Consider the following 19,812-nt stretch of genomic DNA (forward strand, 5'->3'; position numbering starts at 1 on the left):
CATCTTTGGGATGAACTGCGGAGGTGGCGTCTTCCTGCCGTAGAGCGGTGTTCGGGGGCTTCGTAGCGTGGCGGACATGACTACTGCAGAACGATCTCTCGACCGGCAGCCCGCATCCGTCGCCCCCTCCCCGCGCCCCATCGGGGGTCTTCGTGGGGTGCTGCGCGCGCATCCGCTCATCTCCTTCTTCGTGCTCGCCGACGTGCTGAGTTGGCTGGCCTGGCTGCCCTACGTGCTGTCGCAGAACGGTCTCGGCGTGTGGGCGTTCCGCTTCCCCGACATGCTCGGCAGCAGCCAGATACTCGGGGTGCTGCCCGGCGCCTATCTCGGCCCGATCGGCGCGGCCTTCCTCATCACCGCGGTGGTCGGCGGCCGGCAGGGCCTCCGCGCGTGGGGTGCGCGGTTGTGGCGCTGGCGGGTGGCTCCGCGCTGGTACGCGATCACCCTGCTCGGTGTTCCGGCGGCGATGCTCCTCACCGGGCTGGTCTTCTCGGGCGGGCGCATCGAGGCCCCCTCGGCGGCGGCGCTGCTCGCTTTCGTGCCCGTGCTGCTGTTCCAGATGATCACGACCGGCCTCGCCGAGGAGCCGGGTTGGCGCGACTTCGCCCTGCCCCGGCTGCAGGGCCGCTACACGCCGCTGCGCGCCGCGTTCGTTCTCGGACCGCTGTGGGCGCTCTGGCACGCGCCCCTGTTCCTCACCGAGTGGGGCGGCTTCCTCGAAGCCTCGTGGGTGCGCCCCGCCGCCTTCTTCGTGTTCTGCGTCGCCTTCAACGTGGTGATGTCGTGGGTGTTCAACCGCACCGGGCAGAGCCTGCCGCTGTCGATGCTCATGCACGTCGGCGTCAACACCTTCGCCTCGGTGCTGTGGGTGGAGATGTTCCCCTCGCTCGACGGCGACGTGGCGCTGGTGGCGATGGCGACCGGGGCGCTCGTGGCCGCAGCGGCGATCATCCTCCTCACCCCGGGCCGACTCGGTCTGCGGCGGTGACGTGCGCGCTCGAACCGTCGCCGCCCGGTCGCATTACGATCGGCTCATGCCCGCGGTGCACCGCCTCCACCGGACGATCGCCGTCACGACAGCTCTCGTGACCGCGATCGTCGCGGTGGCCGCGGCCTGGGCGGTCGGCTCCCTCGCCGAGCTCGACCCCTCGGAGCACGGGGCGCGGCCGGGGGCGGCGACGTGGGCCGTCACGGTGGCGGTGCTCGTGCTTCAGTCGGCCGCACTCACGGCGGTGCGCAGGGCACCGCGCGTCACACTCCTGGGGGTGGCTGCCCTTCCCGTGCTGGTGGCCGCGTTCGCTCCCTCCGCCCTGTTCAGCGCCAGCGCCGTGCCCGTGCTCGTCGGGGCCTTCGCGGCCGCGGTGCAGCTGCCGCTCCGCCTCATCGCGGTGACCGCCGCCGCATCCGCCGCCCTCGTTGCCGTCGGTCAGTTCGTGGCGGGCGTCGGCTTCGGTCGCACCGATCCCGTCGTGCTGGCCCTCGAGGCTGCCGGGCAGGGGCTCATCGTGGTGGGCGTGCCGCTGATCGTGGGCTCGACGATCGCCGCCAACCGTGCTGCCGCGCGGGCGAAGCAGGACGCCCTGGATGCCGTACTCCGCGAGCGGGAGGCGCAGGTGGGCGAGGCGATCGCGCGGGAGCGCAGCGCCATGGCGCGCGAACTCCACGACATCGCCGCCCACCACCTGTCGGGCATCTCGCTGATGGCCTCGGCTATCGCCCGGCAGGTCTCGACCGACCCCGCCGCGGCACGCTCCGGGGCGCTGCAGATCCGCGAGCAGAGCAACGCCGTGCTCGACGACCTGCGAAGCCTGGTCGGGCTGCTCCGCGAGTCGGAGTCGAGAGCCGGCCACGGCGGCGACGGTGCGCTCAAGACGCTGGCGACGGTGGGCGATCTGGTGACGGCGGCGCAGCAGACGGGTGCACCGGCCAGCCTCGACGTGCGTCTCGGCGCCTTGGGCCCGCTCGGCACCGGCATCGCCCCGCTCGCCCAGCTCGCGGCGTACCGCATGGTGCAGGAGTCGCTCACGAACGCCGCCCGCCACGCGCCCGGCGCGGCGACCACCGTCACCATCGACGACAGCGCCGAGTCGCACGCCACGGTGACCGTCGGCAACGGCCCCCGCACCGGCGCGCATCCGCTGCCCCTTCACGACGACGGGTTCGGCGTGCTCGGCATGCGTGAGCGCGCCGCACTCATCGGCGCCTCCTTCGAGGCGGGCCCCACGGAGGTGGGCGGGTGGGAGACCAGGATGCGCATCCCGCGCGACCTGTCACGAACAGGTCCGGAGGAGCAGCGATGATCCGCGTCGTGATCGCCGACGACCAGCCGCTCGTGCGCGCCGGGCTCGCCGCGCTCATCGGCTCCGAAGACGACATCGAGGTCGTCGGGGTGGCCGCCGACGGCGTCGAGGCGCTCGAGCTCGCCGTGAGCCTCGCGCCCGACGTGGCGTGCCTCGACATCCGGATGCCCGGACTCGACGGCATCGAGGTGGCCTCCCGGCTGTGCGGTCCCGACGCCGACCCGGCGATCCCCGTGCTCATCCTCACCACCTTCGACATCGACGACTACGTCTTCCGCGCGCTCGAGGCGGGGGTGTCGGGGTTCCTGTTGAAGGACTCCGACCCCGACGAGATCATCCGCGCGATCAGGAGCGTCGCCGAGGGGCACGGCACCCTCGACCGCACGCTGACCCGGCGCGTCGTCGACGAGTACGTGCAGCGTCGCCGATTGCAACCGGTGACCGCCGCTCGGGCCGTCGAGCTGCTCACGGCGCGGGAGCGCGAGATCCTGCTGCTGCTCGCCAGGGCATGACCAACGAGCAGATCGCCGCCGAGCTCGTGGTGGAGGTCGCGACGGTGAAGTCGCATCTGGCGCGGCTGCTGCCGAAGCTCGGGGTGCAGTCGCGGCTGCAGGCCGCGGTGTGGGCGTACCAGAACCGCGTCGTCACGGTGGCGGGGCCGGGGCCCGGGCCGGGGCGCTGAGGCGCGCCCGCCGCTCGCCCCTCAGCTGCTCTCGCGCACGATGAGGCGGTGGGGGGCGACCACCTCGACGGCCTCGCGGTCGGGGTCGTCGATGCGTTCGGCGATGCGGGCCACGGCCTGGGCCGCGATGAACGGGGTGTCGAGCGACACCGTGCTGAGCGAGGGGCGCGAGTACCGGCCCTCCTCGATGTCGTCGATGCCGACGATCGCGATGTCGTCGGGAACACGTAGGCCCGCGTCGAAGACGGCGCGCATCGCACCCATCGCCAGCAGGTCCGAGTAGCAGAAGATCGCATCCGGGGCTTCGGTCGAGGCGAGCAACTCCTGCGCGGCGGTGTATCCGTCGGCGCGGCTGTAGTGCGCGGCAGGTCGCGTGAGCTCGGGCTCGAAGTCGAGACCCGCGTCGGCGAGCGCCTGCCGGTACCCGGCGGTGCGCTGCTGCGGCGTGGAGTACCCCTCGGCGGGCTGGGTGCCGAGGGCGCCGATGCGCGTGCGGCCCGAGGCGGCGAGGTGCCGCACGGCGTCGGCGGCGGCTTGCACGTTGTCGATCGCCACGTGGTCGAAGCGCCCGTCGAAGTCGTGCTCGCCGAGCAGCACGAGCGGCATGCCGCTCCTGGCGTTCATCTCGCGCAGCTCCGCCTGGGTGACGAGCGGGCTGAACAGGATGCCGTCGAACAGCATGGTGCGATCGCCGCCGGTGAGCAGTTCGCGCTCGCGCTGGTGGTCGTGCCCGGTCTGGTCGATCATCACCCGGTAGCCGAGCTCGCCCGCCGCGTTGATGACGTCGCGCGCCAGCTGGCTGAAGTAGGGAACGTCGATCTCGGGCACCACGAGTGCGAGCACCCCGGTGCGCCCGGTGCGCAGGGTGCGGGCCACCGGGTTGGGGCGGTAGTCGAGCTCGTCGATGGCCTTGAGCACGCGGGCGCGCATCCGTTCGCTGACGTGCTCGTAGCCGCTGACGACGTTCGAGACGGTGCGGATGGAGACGCTCGCCCGCTCGGCGACGTCACGCAGCGTTGCCGGCATGCCTGGGCCTCCTCGCGCTCGAACCTGATGACGGATGCCGCCAGCATAGCGTTTGCATCGTGTGCAAACACGGGCTACAGTTTTGCCTACGTTGGCAAACGCACAGTCACAAAGGAGTGTCCCCTTGCACAAGCACCTGCCCCGAGCGGCGACCCGGGCCGCCGCGCTCGGCCTCGCCGCCGCCGTCGCCCTCGGGCTCACGGCCTGCGGTCCCGACATCGGCTCCGCCTCCCCCACCGACCTGCTCCAGCTTCCGGCCGAGGAGTCGCCCTCGGGCGAGATCACCATCTGGGACAGGTCGGGCGACCTGTTCGAGGTGTTCGACGACGCCATCGCCGCCTTCAACGAGAGGTACCCCGACGTGAAGGTGAACCACGAGGCAGTCGACATCGACGCGAAGCTGCAGAACACGCTCATCACGGGCACCGACGTTCCCGACGGCGTCTTCCTCGACGACGCCAAGATCGCCGGGTTCAGCGACCACCTGTGGGACCTCTCCGACGTGCTCGCCCCGCACTCGGCCGACATCGCGCCGCAGAAGCTCGACGTCAACACCGTCGACGGCGGCATCTACGGGGTGCCCTTCGACTCGAACCCGGGCCTGCTCTACTACAACGCCACGGCGCTCGAGGCGGCCGGCGTCGACGCGTCGACCATCACCACCTACGACGAGCTGCTCGACGCGGCACGCGCCTACAAGCAGGCCGTGCCGAGCGCAGCCCCCATCCACCTCGAGCAGTCGCCCTTCCTCGGTCAGCTGCAACTCGAGATGTACGCCAGTCAGCTCGGCACCAGCCTCGCCGACGCCGACGGCCAGCTGCGCCTCGACAGCCCCGAGTACGAGCAGATCCTCGGCTACCTCGACACGGTGCAGAAGGAGGGGCTCGGCACCCGCGCCGAATACCTCGGCCCCACCGACATCGCCGAGCTCGAGAACGGCAACCAGGTGTTCTACCCCTGGGCGATCTGGTTCGACTTCGCCCCGCAGCAGCTGCTCACCGAGACCCAGGGCGACTGGCGCGCGATGCCGCTCCCGGCTTGGGAAGACGGCGGCGCGCGCAGCGGAGCCATGGGAGGCTCGTCGTTCGCCATCCCGAAAGACGCCGAAAACCCCGAGCTCGCCGCCCTGTTCTACAGCTTCCTCATGTTCGACGAGGCCGGTTACAGCGCCGTCTGGGGACCGAACTCCGTCTACCCCGAGGGCCTCAACACCTCGATTCCGAGCTACCTGCCCGCCGCCGACCCGAGCACCCCGCTGTTCGAGCCGGTTCCCGCGCTCGGCGACCAAGACCTCTGGGCCGTGGCCACCGAGGCGGGTGCCGAGATCCCGGCGAGCGTTCCGACGCCGTCGTGGTGGGCGGGCGCGGTCGACTACCTCGGCACGAACATCCAGCGCATGCTCGACGGCGAACTCACGCCGAGCCAGGTGCTGGAGCAGTCGAGCGACGAGATCCAGACCAACCTCATCGACCGGCAGTAGGGCGGCGCACCAGACCATGACCGTGATGACCGCCGCGCGGGCCCGGCGCAGACTGGCTCCTTATCTGTTCGTGCTCCCGTTCGTCGCGGTGTTCCTCGCGTTCAGCGTCTACCCGCTCATCTTCACCGCCCGCCTGAGCTTCACCAACTGGAGGGGCTCAGGCGCGGCGGAGTGGGTGGGCTGGGACAACTACACCTACCTGCTCACGAGCCCCGGCTTCTGGAACTCCCTCGCCAACTCGGGGGTGCTGTGGCTGCTCATCATCCCCGCGCAGCTCGTGATCGCCCTGGTCGCCGCGGTGCTGCTCGACAACGCGAAGCTGCGCCTGCGCGGCTTCTACCGGGTCGCGTTCATCGTGCCCTTCGTCACCCCGCTGGTCGCCGTGGCGCAGATCTGGGTCGTCGTCTTCGACACGAACTACGGCGCGGTGAACGGTCTGCTCGGGCTGGTGGGGCTGCCGGACGTCGGCTGGCTCACCACGAGCGAGTGGGCGAAGCCGACCCTGGCGCTGCTGTTCCTGTGGAAGACGACGGGGTTCATCATCATCATCCTGCTGTCGGGCCTGCAGTCGATCGACTCGACCGTCTACGAGGCCGCCTCGCTCGACGGGTCGAGCAGGCTGCGCACACTGTGGAGCATCACCGTACCGCTGCTGCAGCGCACCATCATGTTCGCCGTCGTGCTGCAGACGCTCGCGGTGTTCCAGATGTTCGCCGAGCCGTTCGTCGTCACCCAGGGCGGGCCGTACAACTCCACCACCACGGCCGGCTACTACCTCTACAACCACATCACGCGCGCCGACCTCGGCACGGGAGCCGCCAACTCCTTCCTGCTCGTGATCATCGTCATGGCGCTGTCGCTGCTGTTCGTGCGACTGCTGCGAGCGAAGGACTGACGGATGACCGCACTCACCACACCGCGGAGCACGAGCGGCACCCGCTCCCCCGCGCCCGTCGGCACCCGCAACCCGCCGCGGCGCTCGCGGCCCGCGATCGGCTCGCAGCTGTTCCTCGTGCTGCTCACCGTCGCGTTCCTCGCCCCGGTGGCCTGGGCGCTGCTGTCGGCGTTCAAACCCGCGAACGACATCATCCGCTCGCCCCTGCTGTTCGACCCGTCGACGTTCACCCTCGACAACTACGTGGCGATGTTCGACGACGTGCCCATCGCATCCGGGTTCCTCAACACGGCGATCGTGCTCGTGTTCAAGGGCGCCATCACGCTGTTCTTCGCCCCGCTCGCGGCCTTCGCCTTCGCGAAGTACTCGTTCATCGGCAAGAACCTCATCTTCGGTGCGGTGCTCATCAGCCTGATGCTGCCGACGATCGTGCTCATCATCCCGCTGCTGCTCGAGATGAAGGAGCTCGGCTGGGTGAACACGTACCAGGCGCTCATCCTGCCCGGGGCCGTCGACGCGTTCGCCATCTTCTGGATGCGCCAGGTCATCAGCGCCGTGCCCGACGAACTGCTCGACGCGGCACGGGTCGACGGGTGCAGCGAGTTCGGCATCTTCTGGCGCATCGTGCTGCCGGTCATCAGGCCGGGGCTCGCGGGGCTCGCGGTGCTCACCATCATGAACATCTACAACGACTTCGTCTGGCCGGTGGTGATCGCCTCGTCGGAGCGCATGGCGACGCTGCAGGTCGTCTTGTCGACCCTCTCCCAGAACATCACCGGCAACCGCATCGGTGCCGACTACGCGACCGTGACCGGCGAGCTGCTCGCCGCCAGCTCGGTCGCCCTCATTCCGCTGCTCGTGCTCTTCATCGCACTGCAGCGCCATTTCATCAACGGAATCCTCGCTGGAAGCGTGAAGGGCTAGACCACCAATGACCATCGCGACAGAACTCGCAACCTCCACCTCCTCGGCCGCGGCCGCGGCCGCGTCGGCCGTGCCGGCGTTCGTGCCGAAGGGTGAATACCCCCGCCCCGACCTCGACCGCTCGGAGCGCTGGCTCAGCCTCAACGGCGAGTGGGACTTCTCGAGCATCGACGGCGACTCCCGCATCACCGTGCCCTTCGCCTGGGAGACCCCGGCCTCGGGAATCGAGCGCACCTGGCTCGAGGCTGCGACCTACCGGCGCACCCTCGCGGTGCCCGCCTCCTGGGCCGACGCCCGGGTCGTGCTGTGCTTCGGGGCCGTGCACCACCGCGCCACCGTCTCGATCGACGGCGTCGTCGTGGGCACCCACGTGGGCGGCTACACCTCGTTCGAGTTCGACGTGACCTCGCACGTGCGGGCCGGGCGGGATGCTGTGCTCGAGGTGGCCGTGGAGTCACCAGCCGACAAGCGGTCGATCGTGCACGGCAAGCAGCGATCGATCCCCCGCGACGACTACGACGGGGTGTCGTTCACCCCCACCTCGGGCATCTGGCAGAGCGTGTGGGTCGAGGCCCGCGGGCGCACGTATGCGCGCTCGGTGACGCTGCGGGGCGACAGTCTCACGCGGATCGACGTTGCCGTGGAGCTGGCGGGCGACGCCCCCGCGGGGGCCGCGGTGCGCATCCGGGTGCTCGACGGGGGCGCGGGCGCTGCGGGCGTGGCGGCGACGGATGCGCGTGCTGAGTCGGCGACGGAGGCTGCGGCCGGTCTGCATCCCACGGGCGCCGAGCTCCGCCTCACCGCCGACGCGGCCGGCCGCGCGAGCGGGCGCCTCGAGATCGCCGAGCCGCGCCTATGGTCGCCCGCCGACCCGCACCTCTATCGCGTCGAGGTGACCGTGGGCGAGGGTGCGGGGGCCGATCGCGTCGTCGCCACCACCGGACTCCGCTCCCTCGAGTGGAGCGACGGCGTGCTGCGCCTGAACGGCGACCGCCTGTACCTGCGCGGTGTGCTCGACCAGGGTTATTGGCCCGAGACGGGCCTCACCGCGCCGAGCGACGAGGCGCTGCTCGCCGACCTCGACCTCGCCCGCGAGCTCGGCTACACGATGGTGCGCAAGCACCTCAAGCTCGAGGAGCCGCGGTGGCTCCACCGCGCCGACGAGCTCGGCATGCTCGTGTGGGCCGAGCCCGCAGCGCCGAGCCGCTTCAGCCCGGAGGCAGCTGCCCTGTTCGAGGACCAACTGGAGCCGATGGTGCGACGCGACGGCAATCATCCGTCGATCGTGGTGTGGGGGTTGTACAACGAGGAGTGGGGGCTCGACTGGGACATCCCGGGCAGCCGCCGCCGCGCCGAGGCCGCCGCGCACGCCTACGACACGATGGCGGCCCTCGACCACACCCGGCCGCTGGTCGAGAACTCGGGCTGGGCGCACGTGAAGAGCGATCTCGTCGACTGGCACTACTACGAGCCCGACCCGGCGACCTGGGCCGAGAACGTGCGCGACCTCGCCAGCGGGGCGCGCGAGGTCTTCCCAGTGAAGCTCGGTCCCGACTTCGTGGTCGACAAGAGCCTCTACGGGTCGGGAGAGTTCCCACGCACGGGCGTGCCGCTGCTCAACAGCGAGTACGGCGAGGGCTACACCAGCCTCGAACGCGCCTGGCACCTGCGCTGGCAGACCCAGGAGCTGCGCCGCCACGACCGCTACTCGGGCTACGTCTACACCGAGCTCGCCGATGTCGAGCACGAGAACGCCGGCCTCCTCGACGCCGACCGCCGCCGCAAGGACTCGGGCGGCCTCCGCCCCGCCGACGTGAACGCCGACACCCTCCTCGTCATCGACCTCGTGCCCCGCGCCGCCGGTGCCGACATCGAGGTGCCGCTCGAAGCGTTCGAGCTGACGGTGCGCGTCTCGCACCACGGCACGGATGCGGTGGCCGGGCGGGTGGAAGCCGCGTGGATCGCGGCGGGGTCACCGCTGCCCGCCTCGCTCGGGCGTGGCGCCTTCTCCGCTGCGGTTCCCGCGGTGACGCCCTTCGTGCTGGGCGCTCCGGTGACGCTGACGATCGAGCCGCCGGCCGCATCCGCTCGTCTCGCGCTGTACCTCGTCGACGAGGCGGGTGCGGTGCGCGCGCGCAGCTACCTCGACGCCGCCCCCGTCGAGGAGCCCAACCGCCGGGGGGCGCGGCCCGCGCCCGCCCCCGCGCCTGCTCCCTGAGGGGCGGGCCCCAGCCGTGGCGCGCGTCCCCTGCCAACGTGGCGCGCGCCACACCCTCCCTTCGACCGCTGCGGGAGCGGTATAACGCGTTATACTCTCTCCATGAAGACCGCCATCTCCCTCCCCGACGATGACTTCGAGCGCTTCGACCGGGTCGCCTCGCGGCACGGGATGAACCGTTCGGAGTTCTTCCGCGCGGCCGCCAGCCGCTACGCCGACGAGCTCGACGGCGACAAGGAGCTCACCCGCCTCGCCGACGCGGTCATCGCCCGGGCCGGTCAACCCTCGGCCGACGGCGAGTTCGTGCGCGAGGCGGAACGACGGATGCTGGAGCACACCGAGTGGTGATCGCCCGCGCCGACATCGTCTGGGTCGACTTCGGCTCGCCCCGCGGGTCGGAGCCGGCGAAGGTGCGCCCCTCGATCGTGCTCCAGGAGGACTGGCTGCTTGCCACGACCATCAACACGGTCGTCGTGGTACCCCTGACGTCGAACACCGCGCTGGAGGCGTTTCCCGGAAACGTCTTGCTCCCGGCCGACGCCTCCGGACTCGAGAAAGACTCCGTGGCCGTCGTGTCCCAGCTCGGGCCCGTGAGCCGCGAGTTCATCGACCCCTATCCCGCAGGGCGCGTGCCACTCCACCTCATGAACCGCGTCATGGAGGGCATCAGGCTCACGATCGGGCTGTGACGCGTGCGGGTGCGGCTACGCTCGAGCCATGTTCGACGGGGAGCCACCGCTGCGGGCGGGTCAGATCTGGATGACGGGCGCCTACCACGTCTCGCGCGAGGAGATGGTGGGGTTCGCGCGGCAGTGGGACCCGCTGCCGATCCATCTCGAGGCGCCCCCCGGTGAGTCGCCGTTCGCCGACGTCATCGCGAGCGGGCTGCTGTCGCTCGCCGTCTTTCAGCGGCTGGTGGCGGTCGAGGTGTACGGGAGCCTGCCCATCGTCGCGGCCCGCGGTCTGCGTTCGGTGCGGTTCCTCCAGCCGGTCTATCCTGACGACGAGCTCACGGCGCGGGTCGAGGTCGTCGGCGTCGCACCGCCGTCGCGCGGTCGACGCGAGGTCGAGGTCGCGGGCACCCTGCTGCGCGGGGGGTCGGCCGTGATGACGGTCGCTGTCGATCTGGTGATGGCGCATACAATGCCAGAGTCTGATATCTGATCCGACACGGGAGGCAGCCATGGAGTCACGACGAGGCGGCGGCGTGAAGCCCGCCGGTGTGGCGAGCCTCGTGGCACAGGACATCCGGGAGCGCATCTTCGACGGCCGCCTGCGGGCAGACGAACGGGTTCCGCAGGACGCGATCGCCGAGCAGCTGGGCGTGAGCAGGCTGCCGGTTCGCGAGGCGCTCATCGCGCTCGAGGCAGATGGTCTGGTGCGCACGGAGCAGCATCGTGGCACCTTCGTGAACGAGATCACCGAACAGGATCTGCGCGACCACTACACCATCTGCGGCCTCATCCACGGACTCGCCGCCAGCCGTGCGGCGACCCGCATGGACGACGACGATATCGCGCAGCTCCGACGCATGAACGACGCCATGCTGGAGACCGACGACGAGACCGAGCGCTACGACCTGCATTGGCGGTTCCACCAGCTCATCAATCGGGTCGGCGGCTCCAACCGGCTGAGGTCGGTGCTCAACCAGCTCTCGCACAACCTCCCCAGAAGCCTGTTCACCTCCATCTCGCCGCGTGACGTCGAGGCGCGGGATGCGCACTCTACGATCATCGAGGCCATCAACGAGGGAGACGGCGTGCTGGCGGCGTCGCTGTGCCGTCGCCACCTCGAGGCAGAAGCGGAGATCCTCATCGAGGGACTGTCGGCGAAGGGACTGTTCGCGTGATGAGAGTGCGGGCCTTGCGCCGGGACTCGTATATATGATCAAATATACGCATGAGCAAAGACGCTTCCTTTCTCGGCGCGGTGAGGACGATCGCAGCCGACATCGGCTTCACGGAGGGCCCGGTCTGGACGGGGCGATCGGTGATCGTCACCAGCATCACCCGGGGTGAACTCCGGGAGGTCTCGCTCGGCGGCGGTCCGTCGCGAGTGGTGGCGAAGCCCGGCGGAGGCCCCAACGGTCTCGCCTACGAGTCCCGCACCGGCACGACCTGGGTCGCGCAGAACGGGCGGGTGCACATGCCCCACCGGTCAGGGGTCGCCGATCGCCGCCCCGGCATCCAGAGCATCGTCGACGGCGAGGTGCAGCAGCCGCTCACCGTGACGACCGGCGCACCCAATGACTGCGTCATCGGGCCCGACGGCCGACTCTGGTTCACCGAGCCGGACGGCGACCCGCACGGCCCCGGGCAGCGGGTCGGACGGGTGTGGGCGTGGGATCCCTCGACGGGCTCGCGAGAACTCCAGCTGGAGACCGACGGGTACCCCAACGGTCTCGCGTTCGGCGCCGACCCCGACCGCCTGTTCATCGCCGAGACCCGGTACGGGCGGGTGCGGGAGTTCTCCGTCGACGGCGGCCTCCGGGAGGTCTCCCGCGTCACCCTCGAGCGGGGCTTCCCCGACGGACTCGCGGTCGCCGCCGACGGTACCCTCTTCGTCGCCGGCACCAGCTCGGGCACGGTCGAGATCTTCGGGCCCGACGGCGTGCTGCGTGCATCCCTCGACCTCGGAGCCGACTCCATGCCGACCAACGTCTGCTTCGCCGGAGACCGGCTCGATCAGCTCGTCGTGACGGTGGCTCGGGGTGGCCGGGTGCTCGCCCTCGACTGCGAACTCCCCGGCCTCGAACTCCCCGCCGCCCTGCGCTCGCTCGACTCGGAGGTCTCGGCATGACGACCATCCTCCCCGCGACCTTCACGGCCATGCTCCGCGACGCAGCCGAACGCTGGCCCGAGCGCCCCGCCGTCGTCTTCGAAGACACGACGCTGACCTTCCGGGAACTCGATTCGACAGTAGACGTGTGGGCTCGCGCACTCCTCGCCTCGGGAATCGAACCCGGCGAACGCGTGGCAGTGCTCGCCTCGAACCGCCCGGAATGGCTTCTGGCGAGCTTCGCGGTGGCGCGCGTCGGCGGGGTCGTCGTCGCGCTGAACACCTGGCACAAGCTCGACGAACTCGACGCGACCCTCCGCCGCTCGGCTGCCGTGGCGCTGCTCGCGACGACGGGGATGCAGAACGTCGACTTCGTCCCGTTCCTCCAGGCCGCGCCCCGATCGCCGCGGGTGCGGCAGGTCATCTGCCTCTCGCCGACCGCGCCCGAGGGCACGACCGCGCTCGACGCGTTCCTGAACGCGGGCGCCGGCGTCGCTCACGAGGCGCTCCGCGACAGGGAGGCAGCGGTCGCAGGATCAGACGACCTGTTCATCCTCTTCACCTCGGGCAGCACCGCCGAACCCAAAGGCGTCATCACCCAGAACGACCGCACCGTGTCGAACAACTACTGGATCGGCGAACGCCAGGGCCTGAACGAGCACGACGCGCTCTGGCTCGCCGTGCCCCTCTTCTACGGCTTCGCCGCGGCCAACGCGATCGGCGCCGCCTGGACCCACGGGGTCGCACTCGTGCTGGAGGAGCGCTTCGACGCCGACCGGGCGCTCGACACCATGGAACGCACCGGCGCGACCGTCTACTACGGCCTCGGCAACATGACCCGCGCGCTCGTCAACGCTCAGCGCGAGCGACCGCGCCGACTCAGCCTCCGCAAAGGCCTCACCGGCTACTCCTACGAAGACAAGCGTGTCGCCATCGAAGACCTCGGCGTGAGCGAGCTGTGCGGAATCTACGGTCTCACCGAATGCCACGGCCTGTGCGCCATGACCTCGGCGACGGATGCGGTGGAGACCCGCCTGGAGATCGACGGCTATGCCCTCCCCGGCTGGGAACTGCTCGTGGTCGACCCCGAGACAGAACTGCCGCTCCCCGCAGGAACGGTCGGGCACCTCCTCGTGCGCGGCCCGCTCAGCCGTGGCTACCTCGACCAGCCCGAGGCGACCGCCGCGGTGTTCCGAGACGACGGGTACTTCCGTACCGGCGACCTGGTGTCGATCGACGCCGAGGGCCGCATGAACTACCACTCCCGACTCAAAGACCTGGTCAAGGTGGGCGGCATCAGCGTCTCGCCCCGCGAGGTCGAGTCAGTGGTCGAACTGCACCCGGCCGTGCGCCAGGTGTTCGCGGTCGGGGTGCCCGACGAGGCGCGCGGCGAGGCCGTCGCCGTGGTGGTCGAGCTGCGCGACGGGGAGTCGCTGACCGCCGACGAGCTGCGCCGGTTCACCAAGGAGAGGGCTGCTGCGTACAACACGCCGACGCACGTGCTCTTCCTGGGCGACGACGAGATTCCGAAGCTCGCGAGCGGCAAGGCGTCGCTCCGCGAACTGCGTGAGCATGTGGTGCACGCGATCGGGGTGCAGCGATGACCACACGACCTCGCTCCGACTTCACGCCGGGGGAGCTCATCGTGCACTCGCGCTCCCGGATGCTCACCGAGGCCGATGCAGTCATCTTCAACTCGGCGACGCATCTGGAGCCGACGACGAGCCTGAGCCCGTACCTGGTCTTCTCGGTGGTGCTGGGCCTGTCGGTGCCCGACCTGTCGGAGTCGGGCGGTCCGTTCCTCGGTGCCGACGGCATCCGGTTCGGGAAGACGCCCGAGGCCGGCGTCACCGTGCGCGCGGGGAGCCGCGTGCTCAGCTCCCGCCCCTCGGGGTCGCGGGCCGGCTGGAGCGTCGTCGAGTGGGAGACCGTCGGCGTCGACGACGACGGGGAGGAACTCGTGCGCTTCCGCCGCGCGAGCCTGGTGCGCGGGGAGGCTGCTGATGACTAGCTTCGACGGGTTCACGGTGGGCGACGTCGTGCGCCATCGCCGCGGACACACGATCTCCGAGGTCGACGTGCAGACCCTCGCCCTCCTGTCGATGAACACCGCGCAGACGCACTTCAACCGCGCGTCGCTCGCCGACTACTTCGACGGCAGCTTCCGCGACCTTCCGCTCAGCGCGCCGGTCGCGCTCGCGCTCACCGTCGGGCTGTCGACCGAAGACATGAGCACGGGCGCACTGCGCGAGATCGAGTGCACCGAGGTGCGCTCGCACGCCCCGCTCTTCGCAGGCGACAGCATCGCCGTGTGGAGCGAGGTGATCGCACTGCAGCCGGTCGACGACGGCAGCGGGCTGCTCACCTACCGGGCCACCGCCGAGCGCGATGGAGTCACGGTGCTGTCGGCCGTGCGGAGCGTGCTGCTGCCGCGCGGAACCGACGGCGAAGTCGACGACGACGCCCGCGCCCTGCGCTTCGAGGAGCTGCTGCCCTGGCCCACCTCAGCCGCACCCCACTGATCACCCCTCCCACCGGCAGTCCATCGAAGAACAGAGAGGTTCTCCCATGACCCTGGAATCACAGATCGAGTCGCTCACGACCAACGACATCGACCCCGCCACCCGCCGTGCCGTGCGACGAACCGTCGTCGGCGGAGCCGTGGGCTCGATCGTCGAGTTCTACGAGTTCTCCACCTACGGCGTTCTCGCCACGACGCTGGCCGTCGTCTTCTTCCCCTCCACCGACTCCACGGCCTCCCTGCTGGCCACCCTCGCCGTGTTCGCCGTGGCGTTCTTCGCCAGGCCCCTGGGCGGCTTCGTCTGGGGGTCGATCGGCGATCGCATCGGGCGCAAGAGAACCCTCGCGCTCACCATCATCTTGATGAGCGTGTTCACCACGCTGATGGGCATCGTGCCGGGCTACGCGGCGATCGGCGTAATCGCTCCGATCCTCATCATCGCCCTCCGATTCCTGCAGGGTGTCGCCGCCGGCGGCGAGGTGTCGGGCGCGGTCTCGTTCGTCGCCGAACACTCACCCGCACGCACGCGCGGCTTCAACGTCGGGATGATCACGGTGGGTGCGGGAACCGGAACCCTCCTCGGCACGATCGTTCCGAGCATCCTGCTGCTCACCCTCACGCCCGAGCAGATGACGGAGTGGGGATGGCGCATCCCGCTTCTCATCGCACTGCCCCTCGGCATCATCGGTCTCTACATCAGGCGTCGCCTCGACGAGACGCCGTACTTCCTCTCGCTCGCCAAGCAGGGCGACACGTCGGAGCACCCGATCCGCTCCGCACTGAGCGGGTCGCGGCAATGGCGGCTGCTCATCACCGCCTTCCTCATCACGGCGCTGAACGCCGCGTCGTTCTACATGCTCGCCGGATATCTCCCGACCTTCGCGCGCACCAGCCTGGAGCTCACGGGGTTCGCAGCGCTCGCACCCGTCGTCATCGCCGTGGCCTGCGCCATCGTCGCCGAGGTGATCGCCGCGCGCATCTCCGACCGGGTGGGACGCAAGCGCGTGCTCATGGTCACCGCGATCGGGCACCTCGTACTCGCGCTCCCCTGCTTCCTGCTCATCACCTCGGGCCAGTTCGGTCTGATCGTGCTGGGACTGGTCATCCTGAGCGCACCGATCGGTGGGTACGCGGCCGTCACGAACTCCACCCTCATCGAGCTGTTCCCGACCCGGGTGCGCGTGAGCGGCCACGGCATCACCTACAACCTCTCGGTCGCGATCTTCGGAGGCGCGGCCCCCTACCTGCTCACCTGGCTCACCGGGATGACTGGCAGCATGCTCGTCGGAGCGTTCTACCTCATGGCGCTCGCCGTCATCGCCATCCCCGTGCTGCTCTCGATCACCGAGAGCGCGGGCAAGCCGCTGCGCACGGAGTGACCCGTGACCGTCGACAGGAGGGCGGCCGTGGTGACCGGGGGCGCTGGAGGCATCGGCGCTCGCGTGGCCCAGCGCATCGCCGCAGCCGGCACCGCGGTGCTCGTGGTCGACCGAGACCTCGACCGCGCATCCGATGTCTGCGACGAGATCAGGCGCGAGGGCGGTGTCGCCTGGGCCCACCAGGCCGACCTCACCGATCGCGGTTCGTCGGGCGCCGTCGTCGACGAGTGCCTCGCACGGTTCGGAAGGCTCGACATCGTGGTGAGCGGAGCCGGATCTGCGATCTCGTCGCCGGTGCAGCACACGCGCGATGACGACTGGGACGGCTTACTGAAAGGGATGCTCACCGCCACCTTCACTCTGTACCGGGCGGCGGCGGGAGTGATGCGCGACGGGGGCCGGTTCGTCGCCATCTCCTCGGTGCACGGCTCCGTCGGAGTGCCCGGTCGCGCGGCCTACGGGGTGGCGAAGGCCGGGATCGAGCAGCTGACGCGCACCCTCGCGATGGAGCTCGGCCCCCGCGGGATCACCGTGAACGCCATCGCGCCCGGCCGGATCGAGACGGCGATGGTGGCGGGTCACACGCGCGCGGAGCGCGAGCAGTGGAACGCGCGCCTCGCCCTCGGCAGATACGGCACACCCGACGAGGTGGCCGCCAGCGTCGCGTTCCTGCTGTCGCCCGAAGCCGGGTACATCACCGGGCAGACCATCCACGTCGACGGCGGGTTCACCGCCGGGGTGCGGGGGTCGCTGCCGGCGTACGGGTGAGGCGCGTCGCCCGCGAGCCCTCGCCCCCCTCTCTGCTTCCCGACCCCGACTCCCCGACCGCTCGGTCGCCGCCCGCGTCGTGCACGCGAACGGTTAGGTGCCTCTCGCGGCGACCGAGCCCTCTCCCGCCGAGAACGTCTCCGGCAGCTCAGACCACGCCGGAGGCGCCGAGGAGGGCGCCTATGCCGTAGGTGGCGGCGAGGGCGAGGGCGCCGCCGATGACGACGCGGAGGGTGGCGCGGCGGCGGGAGCTGCCGCCGATCTGGGCCGAGACGGCGCCGGTGATGGCGAGGGCGAGCAGCACCGCCACGAACGTCACGGGAACGCGCAGCTCGGGCGGGGGCAGCAGGATGGCGAGCATCGGCAGGATCGCGCCGATCGTGAACGCCGCCGCCGACGCCGCGGCCGCGTGCCATGGGCTCACCACGTCGTTCTGGTCGATGTTGAGCTCGGCGGCGAGGTGGGCGCTCAGCGCGTCCTTCTCGGTGAGCTCGATCGCGACCTGGCGGGCGGTCTGCTCGCTGAGGCCCTGGGCGCGGTAGAGCGCGGTGAGCTCGTCGAGCTCCTGCTCCGGCGTGTCGAGCAGCTCCTGCTTCTCCTTTGCGATGAGCGCCCGCTCGCTGTCGCTCTGACTGCTCACCGACACGTACTCGCCGAGCGCCATCGAGATCGCGCCGCCGACGAGCCCGGCGACGCCCGCAGTGAGGATCGGGCCCGTCTCGGTCGTCGCCCCCGCCACACCCACCACGATCGCGGCGACCGACACGATGCCGTCGTTCGCCCCCAGCACACCAGCGCGCAGCCAGTTCAGCCGCTGCGCGACACCCGAGCGATGCGGCTCGTCGGCATGCGGCTCGGCGGGATGCGCACCCGCGGTTCCGTCATTCGTCATGGCTTCACCCTAAGCAAGCGGACACCCTCTCGTGCGCGCCGCCGAGGTCAGCCGCCGTTCGCCCACACGAGCGCGGCCCCGTACGCGGCCGCACCGCCGAGCGCTGCAGCGACGCTGCCGGCCAGCACGAGCATCCGGGGCCTGACGCGCACGACCGCGACGACGAGGAACACCAGCGCCAGGGCGATCTCGAGGGCCCAGTAGAACCACCCGGTCGTGTCGGCGATCGTGTTCAGCGCCCAGACGCCCTCGCCGAGCAGCGCTGCCGAGAGGGGCGCGACGGCGAGCATCCGCCTCGTCGGCGATTCCGAGCGCACCCACGACGCGGCGATGCCGATCACGGGGCCCGCGACGACGGCGATCACGGTCCAGATCGTCGAGAACGGGTCGGCGTAGAAGAAGCCGCGCCAGGCCGACACCAGCGCGTAGCCCTCGACGAGCGCGAGGTAGACCAGCACGCCGCCGAACGCCGCCGGAAGCGGGCGCAGACGCGTGAGCCACACGGCGGCGAAGGCGAGCATCGTCCACCCGCCGGTGGAGTTCGCGAACGACGTCACCCCGGAGGGCAGGAGGGTCTGCCCGACACTGGTCAGCCCGCCCAGCACGAGGCCGAGAACGACGCACGCCGCGAGGCCGGCCGCGATCTGCAGCGCTCTGCGATGGCGAGCGATCGAGACTGCTGCGGCGGATGTCATGCGACCATCCTCGCCGCCGGCGACGCCTCTCCGCCTCCTCCTCAGGAGCGAAGAACATGGTCCCCCGGTACCGACACCTCGGCGGGCCGCACCGTCGCGAGATCGCGCACGATCGCCGTCACCGCCTGGCGTCCCGCGCGGTTCGCGCCGACCGTCGACTGGGAGGGGCCGAAGCCGATGAGGTGGATGCGCGCATCCGCCGCCGTCTCGGTGCCGGTCATCGTGATGCCGCCGAGCTCGTTGCGGAGCCCGAGCCCGTCGAGGTGCCCGAGTGCCGCCCGGAACCCGGTCGCCCAGAGGATCGTGTCGACCGACGTGAAGCTGCCGTCGGCCTCGCGCACCCCGTGCGGCTCGATGCGGGTGAACATGGGGCGTCGCACGAGCACGCCGCGGTCGCGGGCGGCGCGGGTGTACGGGGTCCAGCCGAGGCCGGTGTACGACACGACGCTGCTCGAGGGCTTCCCCGCCTCGACGTCGGCGGTGACGCGCGCGATGGTGTCGCGCCCGGTGGTCTCGGGCTCGAACTCGCCGTCGAGGAACACGGGCTCACGCCGGGTGTACCAGGCGGTCGTCGCCACCCGCGAGATCTCCTCGAGCTGCTGCACCGCCGAGATGCCCCCGCCGACGACGGCCACCCGGCGCCCGCGGAACTGCTCGAGGTCGACGTAGTCGGCGGTGTGCAGCTGGCGGCCGAGGAAGGTGTCGCTGCCGGGGTAGAGCGGATGCACGGGGTTCGTCCACGTGCCCGTCGCGTTGATCGCGTGGGCCGCCCGCCACTCGCCCGCCGAGCTCTCCACCACCAGGTCGGCGCCGGCGCGGCGCACCGCGGTGACGGTCACCGGGCGGAGGATCGGGAACTCGTTCAGCCGCTCGTACTCGGCGAAGTACCTGGGCACGGCGGTGCGGCTCGGCTCCGCCGGGTCGATCGGAGGCTTCTCGAGCCCCGGGAGATCGAAAATGCCGTTCACGGTGGCCATGGTGAGCGACTCCCAGCGGTGCTGCCAGGCTCCGCCGGGGGCGGCGTTCGCGTCGAGCACCACGAAGGTGCGCTGGGCGGCGACGTCCGCGCTCGCGGGCAGGCCCGTGCGGGCGTTCGAGCCCTGCGCCGACTCGAGGGCGCTCGTGAACCCGCGCCGCTGCAGGTGGTAGGCGGCCGACAGGCCCGCCTGCCCGGCCCCGATCACCACGACGGTGGCCCGCCGCATCCCGTCACTCACCCCACCCTCAACCCCGCGCGCCCCGTGCGTGTTCCCG

The 19,812-nt window shown here is 70.8% G+C and carries 22 protein-coding genes; 18 read left to right on the forward strand and 4 right to left on the reverse strand.

Annotation, left to right across the window (positions count from 1 at the left end; all coding sequences use genetic code 11):
- Positions 1-76: 76 nt before the first annotated feature.
- From HL652_RS16955 to HL652_RS22070, 4 genes are read left to right on the forward strand one after another with little or no spacing between them, the layout of a single operon-like run.
- Complete coding sequence (locus HL652_RS16955) at positions 77-988, forward strand: type II CAAX endopeptidase family protein (RefSeq protein ID WP_171706396.1); 912 nt, start codon at positions 77-79, stop codon at positions 986-988.
- Positions 989-1,034: 46 nt separating this feature from the next.
- Positions 1,035-2,300: a sensor histidine kinase gene (locus HL652_RS16960; RefSeq protein WP_171706397.1), complete on the forward strand. Its 1,266-nt coding sequence runs from the start codon at positions 1,035-1,037 to the stop codon at positions 2,298-2,300.
- Positions 2,297-2,812 carry a response regulator gene (locus HL652_RS16965; protein WP_371743519.1) on the forward strand — a complete coding sequence of 172 codons (516 nt, stop codon included), beginning with the start codon at positions 2,297-2,299 and terminating at the stop codon, positions 2,810-2,812. Before HL652_RS16960 ends, HL652_RS16965 begins: the two co-directional genes overlap by 4 nt.
- Positions 2,809-2,982, forward strand: coding sequence for a response regulator transcription factor (locus HL652_RS22070; protein ID WP_371743520.1), 174 nt, complete (start codon positions 2,809-2,811; stop codon positions 2,980-2,982). Before HL652_RS16965 ends, HL652_RS22070 begins: the two co-directional genes overlap by 4 nt.
- A gap of 21 nt (positions 2,983-3,003) precedes the next feature.
- Here the strand turns inward: HL652_RS22070 and HL652_RS16970 are convergent, their stop codons facing one another.
- Positions 3,004-4,008, reverse strand: coding sequence for a LacI family DNA-binding transcriptional regulator (locus HL652_RS16970; RefSeq protein ID WP_171706398.1), 1,005 nt, complete (start codon positions 4,006-4,008; stop codon positions 3,004-3,006).
- Between the two features lie 124 nt (positions 4,009-4,132).
- On the opposite strand from HL652_RS16970, the gene HL652_RS16975 reads away from it, so the two are divergent.
- The 14 genes from HL652_RS16975 (at position 4,133) to HL652_RS17040 (ending at position 16,971) form a co-directional block, all read left to right on the forward strand.
- Positions 4,133-5,488, forward strand: a complete 1,356-nt coding sequence (locus HL652_RS16975) for an ABC transporter substrate-binding protein (protein WP_171706399.1) — start codon at positions 4,133-4,135, stop codon at positions 5,486-5,488.
- A 25-nt stretch (positions 5,489-5,513) separates the two neighbouring features.
- Positions 5,514-6,383 (forward strand): carbohydrate ABC transporter permease, encoded by an 870-nt coding sequence (locus HL652_RS16980; protein WP_216603927.1) that lies wholly within the window; start codon positions 5,514-5,516, stop codon positions 6,381-6,383.
- Positions 6,384-6,386: 3 nt separating this feature from the next.
- Positions 6,387-7,307, forward strand: coding sequence for a carbohydrate ABC transporter permease (locus HL652_RS16985; protein ID WP_171706401.1), 921 nt, complete (start codon positions 6,387-6,389; stop codon positions 7,305-7,307).
- Between the two features lie 7 nt (positions 7,308-7,314).
- Positions 7,315-9,525, forward strand: a complete 2,211-nt coding sequence (locus HL652_RS16990) for a glycoside hydrolase family 2 protein (RefSeq protein ID WP_171706402.1) — start codon at positions 7,315-7,317, stop codon at positions 9,523-9,525.
- A gap of 102 nt (positions 9,526-9,627) precedes the next feature.
- A complete protein-coding gene (locus tag HL652_RS16995) occupies positions 9,628-9,873 on the forward strand; it encodes a CopG family ribbon-helix-helix protein (protein WP_171706403.1) in 246 nt (81 codons plus the stop codon).
- Positions 9,867-10,214, forward strand: a complete 348-nt coding sequence (locus tag HL652_RS17000) for a type II toxin-antitoxin system PemK/MazF family toxin (RefSeq protein ID WP_253743412.1) — start codon at positions 9,867-9,869, stop codon at positions 10,212-10,214. The genes HL652_RS16995 and HL652_RS17000 overlap by 7 nt, the downstream gene beginning before the upstream one ends.
- A 28-nt stretch (positions 10,215-10,242) precedes the next feature.
- A complete protein-coding gene (locus HL652_RS17005) occupies positions 10,243-10,689 on the forward strand; it encodes a MaoC/PaaZ C-terminal domain-containing protein (protein WP_171706404.1) in 447 nt (148 codons plus the stop codon).
- Positions 10,690-10,708: 19 nt separating this feature from the next.
- The gene (locus HL652_RS17010; protein ID WP_171706405.1) at positions 10,709-11,374 is read left to right on the forward strand and encodes a GntR family transcriptional regulator; all 666 of its coding nucleotides are present in this window, start codon (positions 10,709-10,711) and stop codon (positions 11,372-11,374) included.
- A 50-nt stretch (positions 11,375-11,424) separates the two neighbouring features.
- Positions 11,425-12,324, forward strand: coding sequence for an SMP-30/gluconolactonase/LRE family protein (locus tag HL652_RS17015; RefSeq protein ID WP_171706406.1), 900 nt, complete (start codon positions 11,425-11,427; stop codon positions 12,322-12,324).
- Positions 12,321-13,907 carry a class I adenylate-forming enzyme family protein gene (locus HL652_RS17020; RefSeq protein ID WP_171706407.1) on the forward strand — a complete coding sequence of 529 codons (1,587 nt, stop codon included), beginning with the start codon at positions 12,321-12,323 and terminating at the stop codon, positions 13,905-13,907. Before HL652_RS17015 ends, HL652_RS17020 begins: the two co-directional genes overlap by 4 nt.
- Positions 13,904-14,314, forward strand: coding sequence for a hotdog family protein (locus HL652_RS17025; RefSeq protein ID WP_171706408.1), 411 nt, complete (start codon positions 13,904-13,906; stop codon positions 14,312-14,314). Before HL652_RS17020 ends, HL652_RS17025 begins: the two co-directional genes overlap by 4 nt.
- Complete coding sequence (locus tag HL652_RS17030; RefSeq protein WP_171706409.1) at positions 14,307-14,825, forward strand: hotdog family protein; 519 nt, start codon at positions 14,307-14,309, stop codon at positions 14,823-14,825. The genes HL652_RS17025 and HL652_RS17030 overlap by 8 nt, the downstream gene beginning before the upstream one ends.
- Before the next feature lie 46 nt (positions 14,826-14,871).
- Positions 14,872-16,203, forward strand: coding sequence for an MFS transporter (locus tag HL652_RS17035; RefSeq protein ID WP_171706410.1), 1,332 nt, complete (start codon positions 14,872-14,874; stop codon positions 16,201-16,203).
- 3 nt (positions 16,204-16,206) lie between these two features.
- Complete coding sequence (locus HL652_RS17040) at positions 16,207-16,971, forward strand: SDR family NAD(P)-dependent oxidoreductase (RefSeq protein WP_171706411.1); 765 nt, start codon at positions 16,207-16,209, stop codon at positions 16,969-16,971.
- Between the two features lie 148 nt (positions 16,972-17,119).
- On the opposite strand, the gene HL652_RS17045 is transcribed toward HL652_RS17040, so the two are convergent.
- Genes HL652_RS17045 through HL652_RS17055 form a run of 3 tightly spaced genes read right to left on the reverse strand, consistent with a single transcriptional unit; the run spans position 17,120 to position 19,763 of the window.
- On the reverse strand, positions 17,120-17,863 hold the full coding sequence (locus HL652_RS17045) for a VIT1/CCC1 transporter family protein (RefSeq protein ID WP_171706412.1): 744 nt from the start codon (positions 17,861-17,863) through the stop codon (positions 17,120-17,122).
- A gap of 47 nt (positions 17,864-17,910) precedes the next feature.
- The gene (locus tag HL652_RS17050) at positions 17,911-18,558 is read right to left on the reverse strand and encodes a DUF6518 family protein (protein WP_171706413.1); all 648 of its coding nucleotides are present in this window, start codon (positions 18,556-18,558) and stop codon (positions 17,911-17,913) included.
- Between the two features lie 41 nt (positions 18,559-18,599).
- Entirely contained in the window at positions 18,600-19,763 is a 1,164-nt protein-coding gene (locus HL652_RS17055; protein WP_171707423.1) for an NAD(P)-binding domain-containing protein, read from the reverse strand.
- Between the last annotated feature and the right edge of the window lie 49 nt (positions 19,764-19,812).

The organism is Herbiconiux sp. SALV-R1 (assembly GCF_013113715.1).
In the GTDB taxonomy this organism is placed as follows: Bacteria; Actinomycetota; Actinomycetes; order Actinomycetales; family Microbacteriaceae; genus Herbiconiux.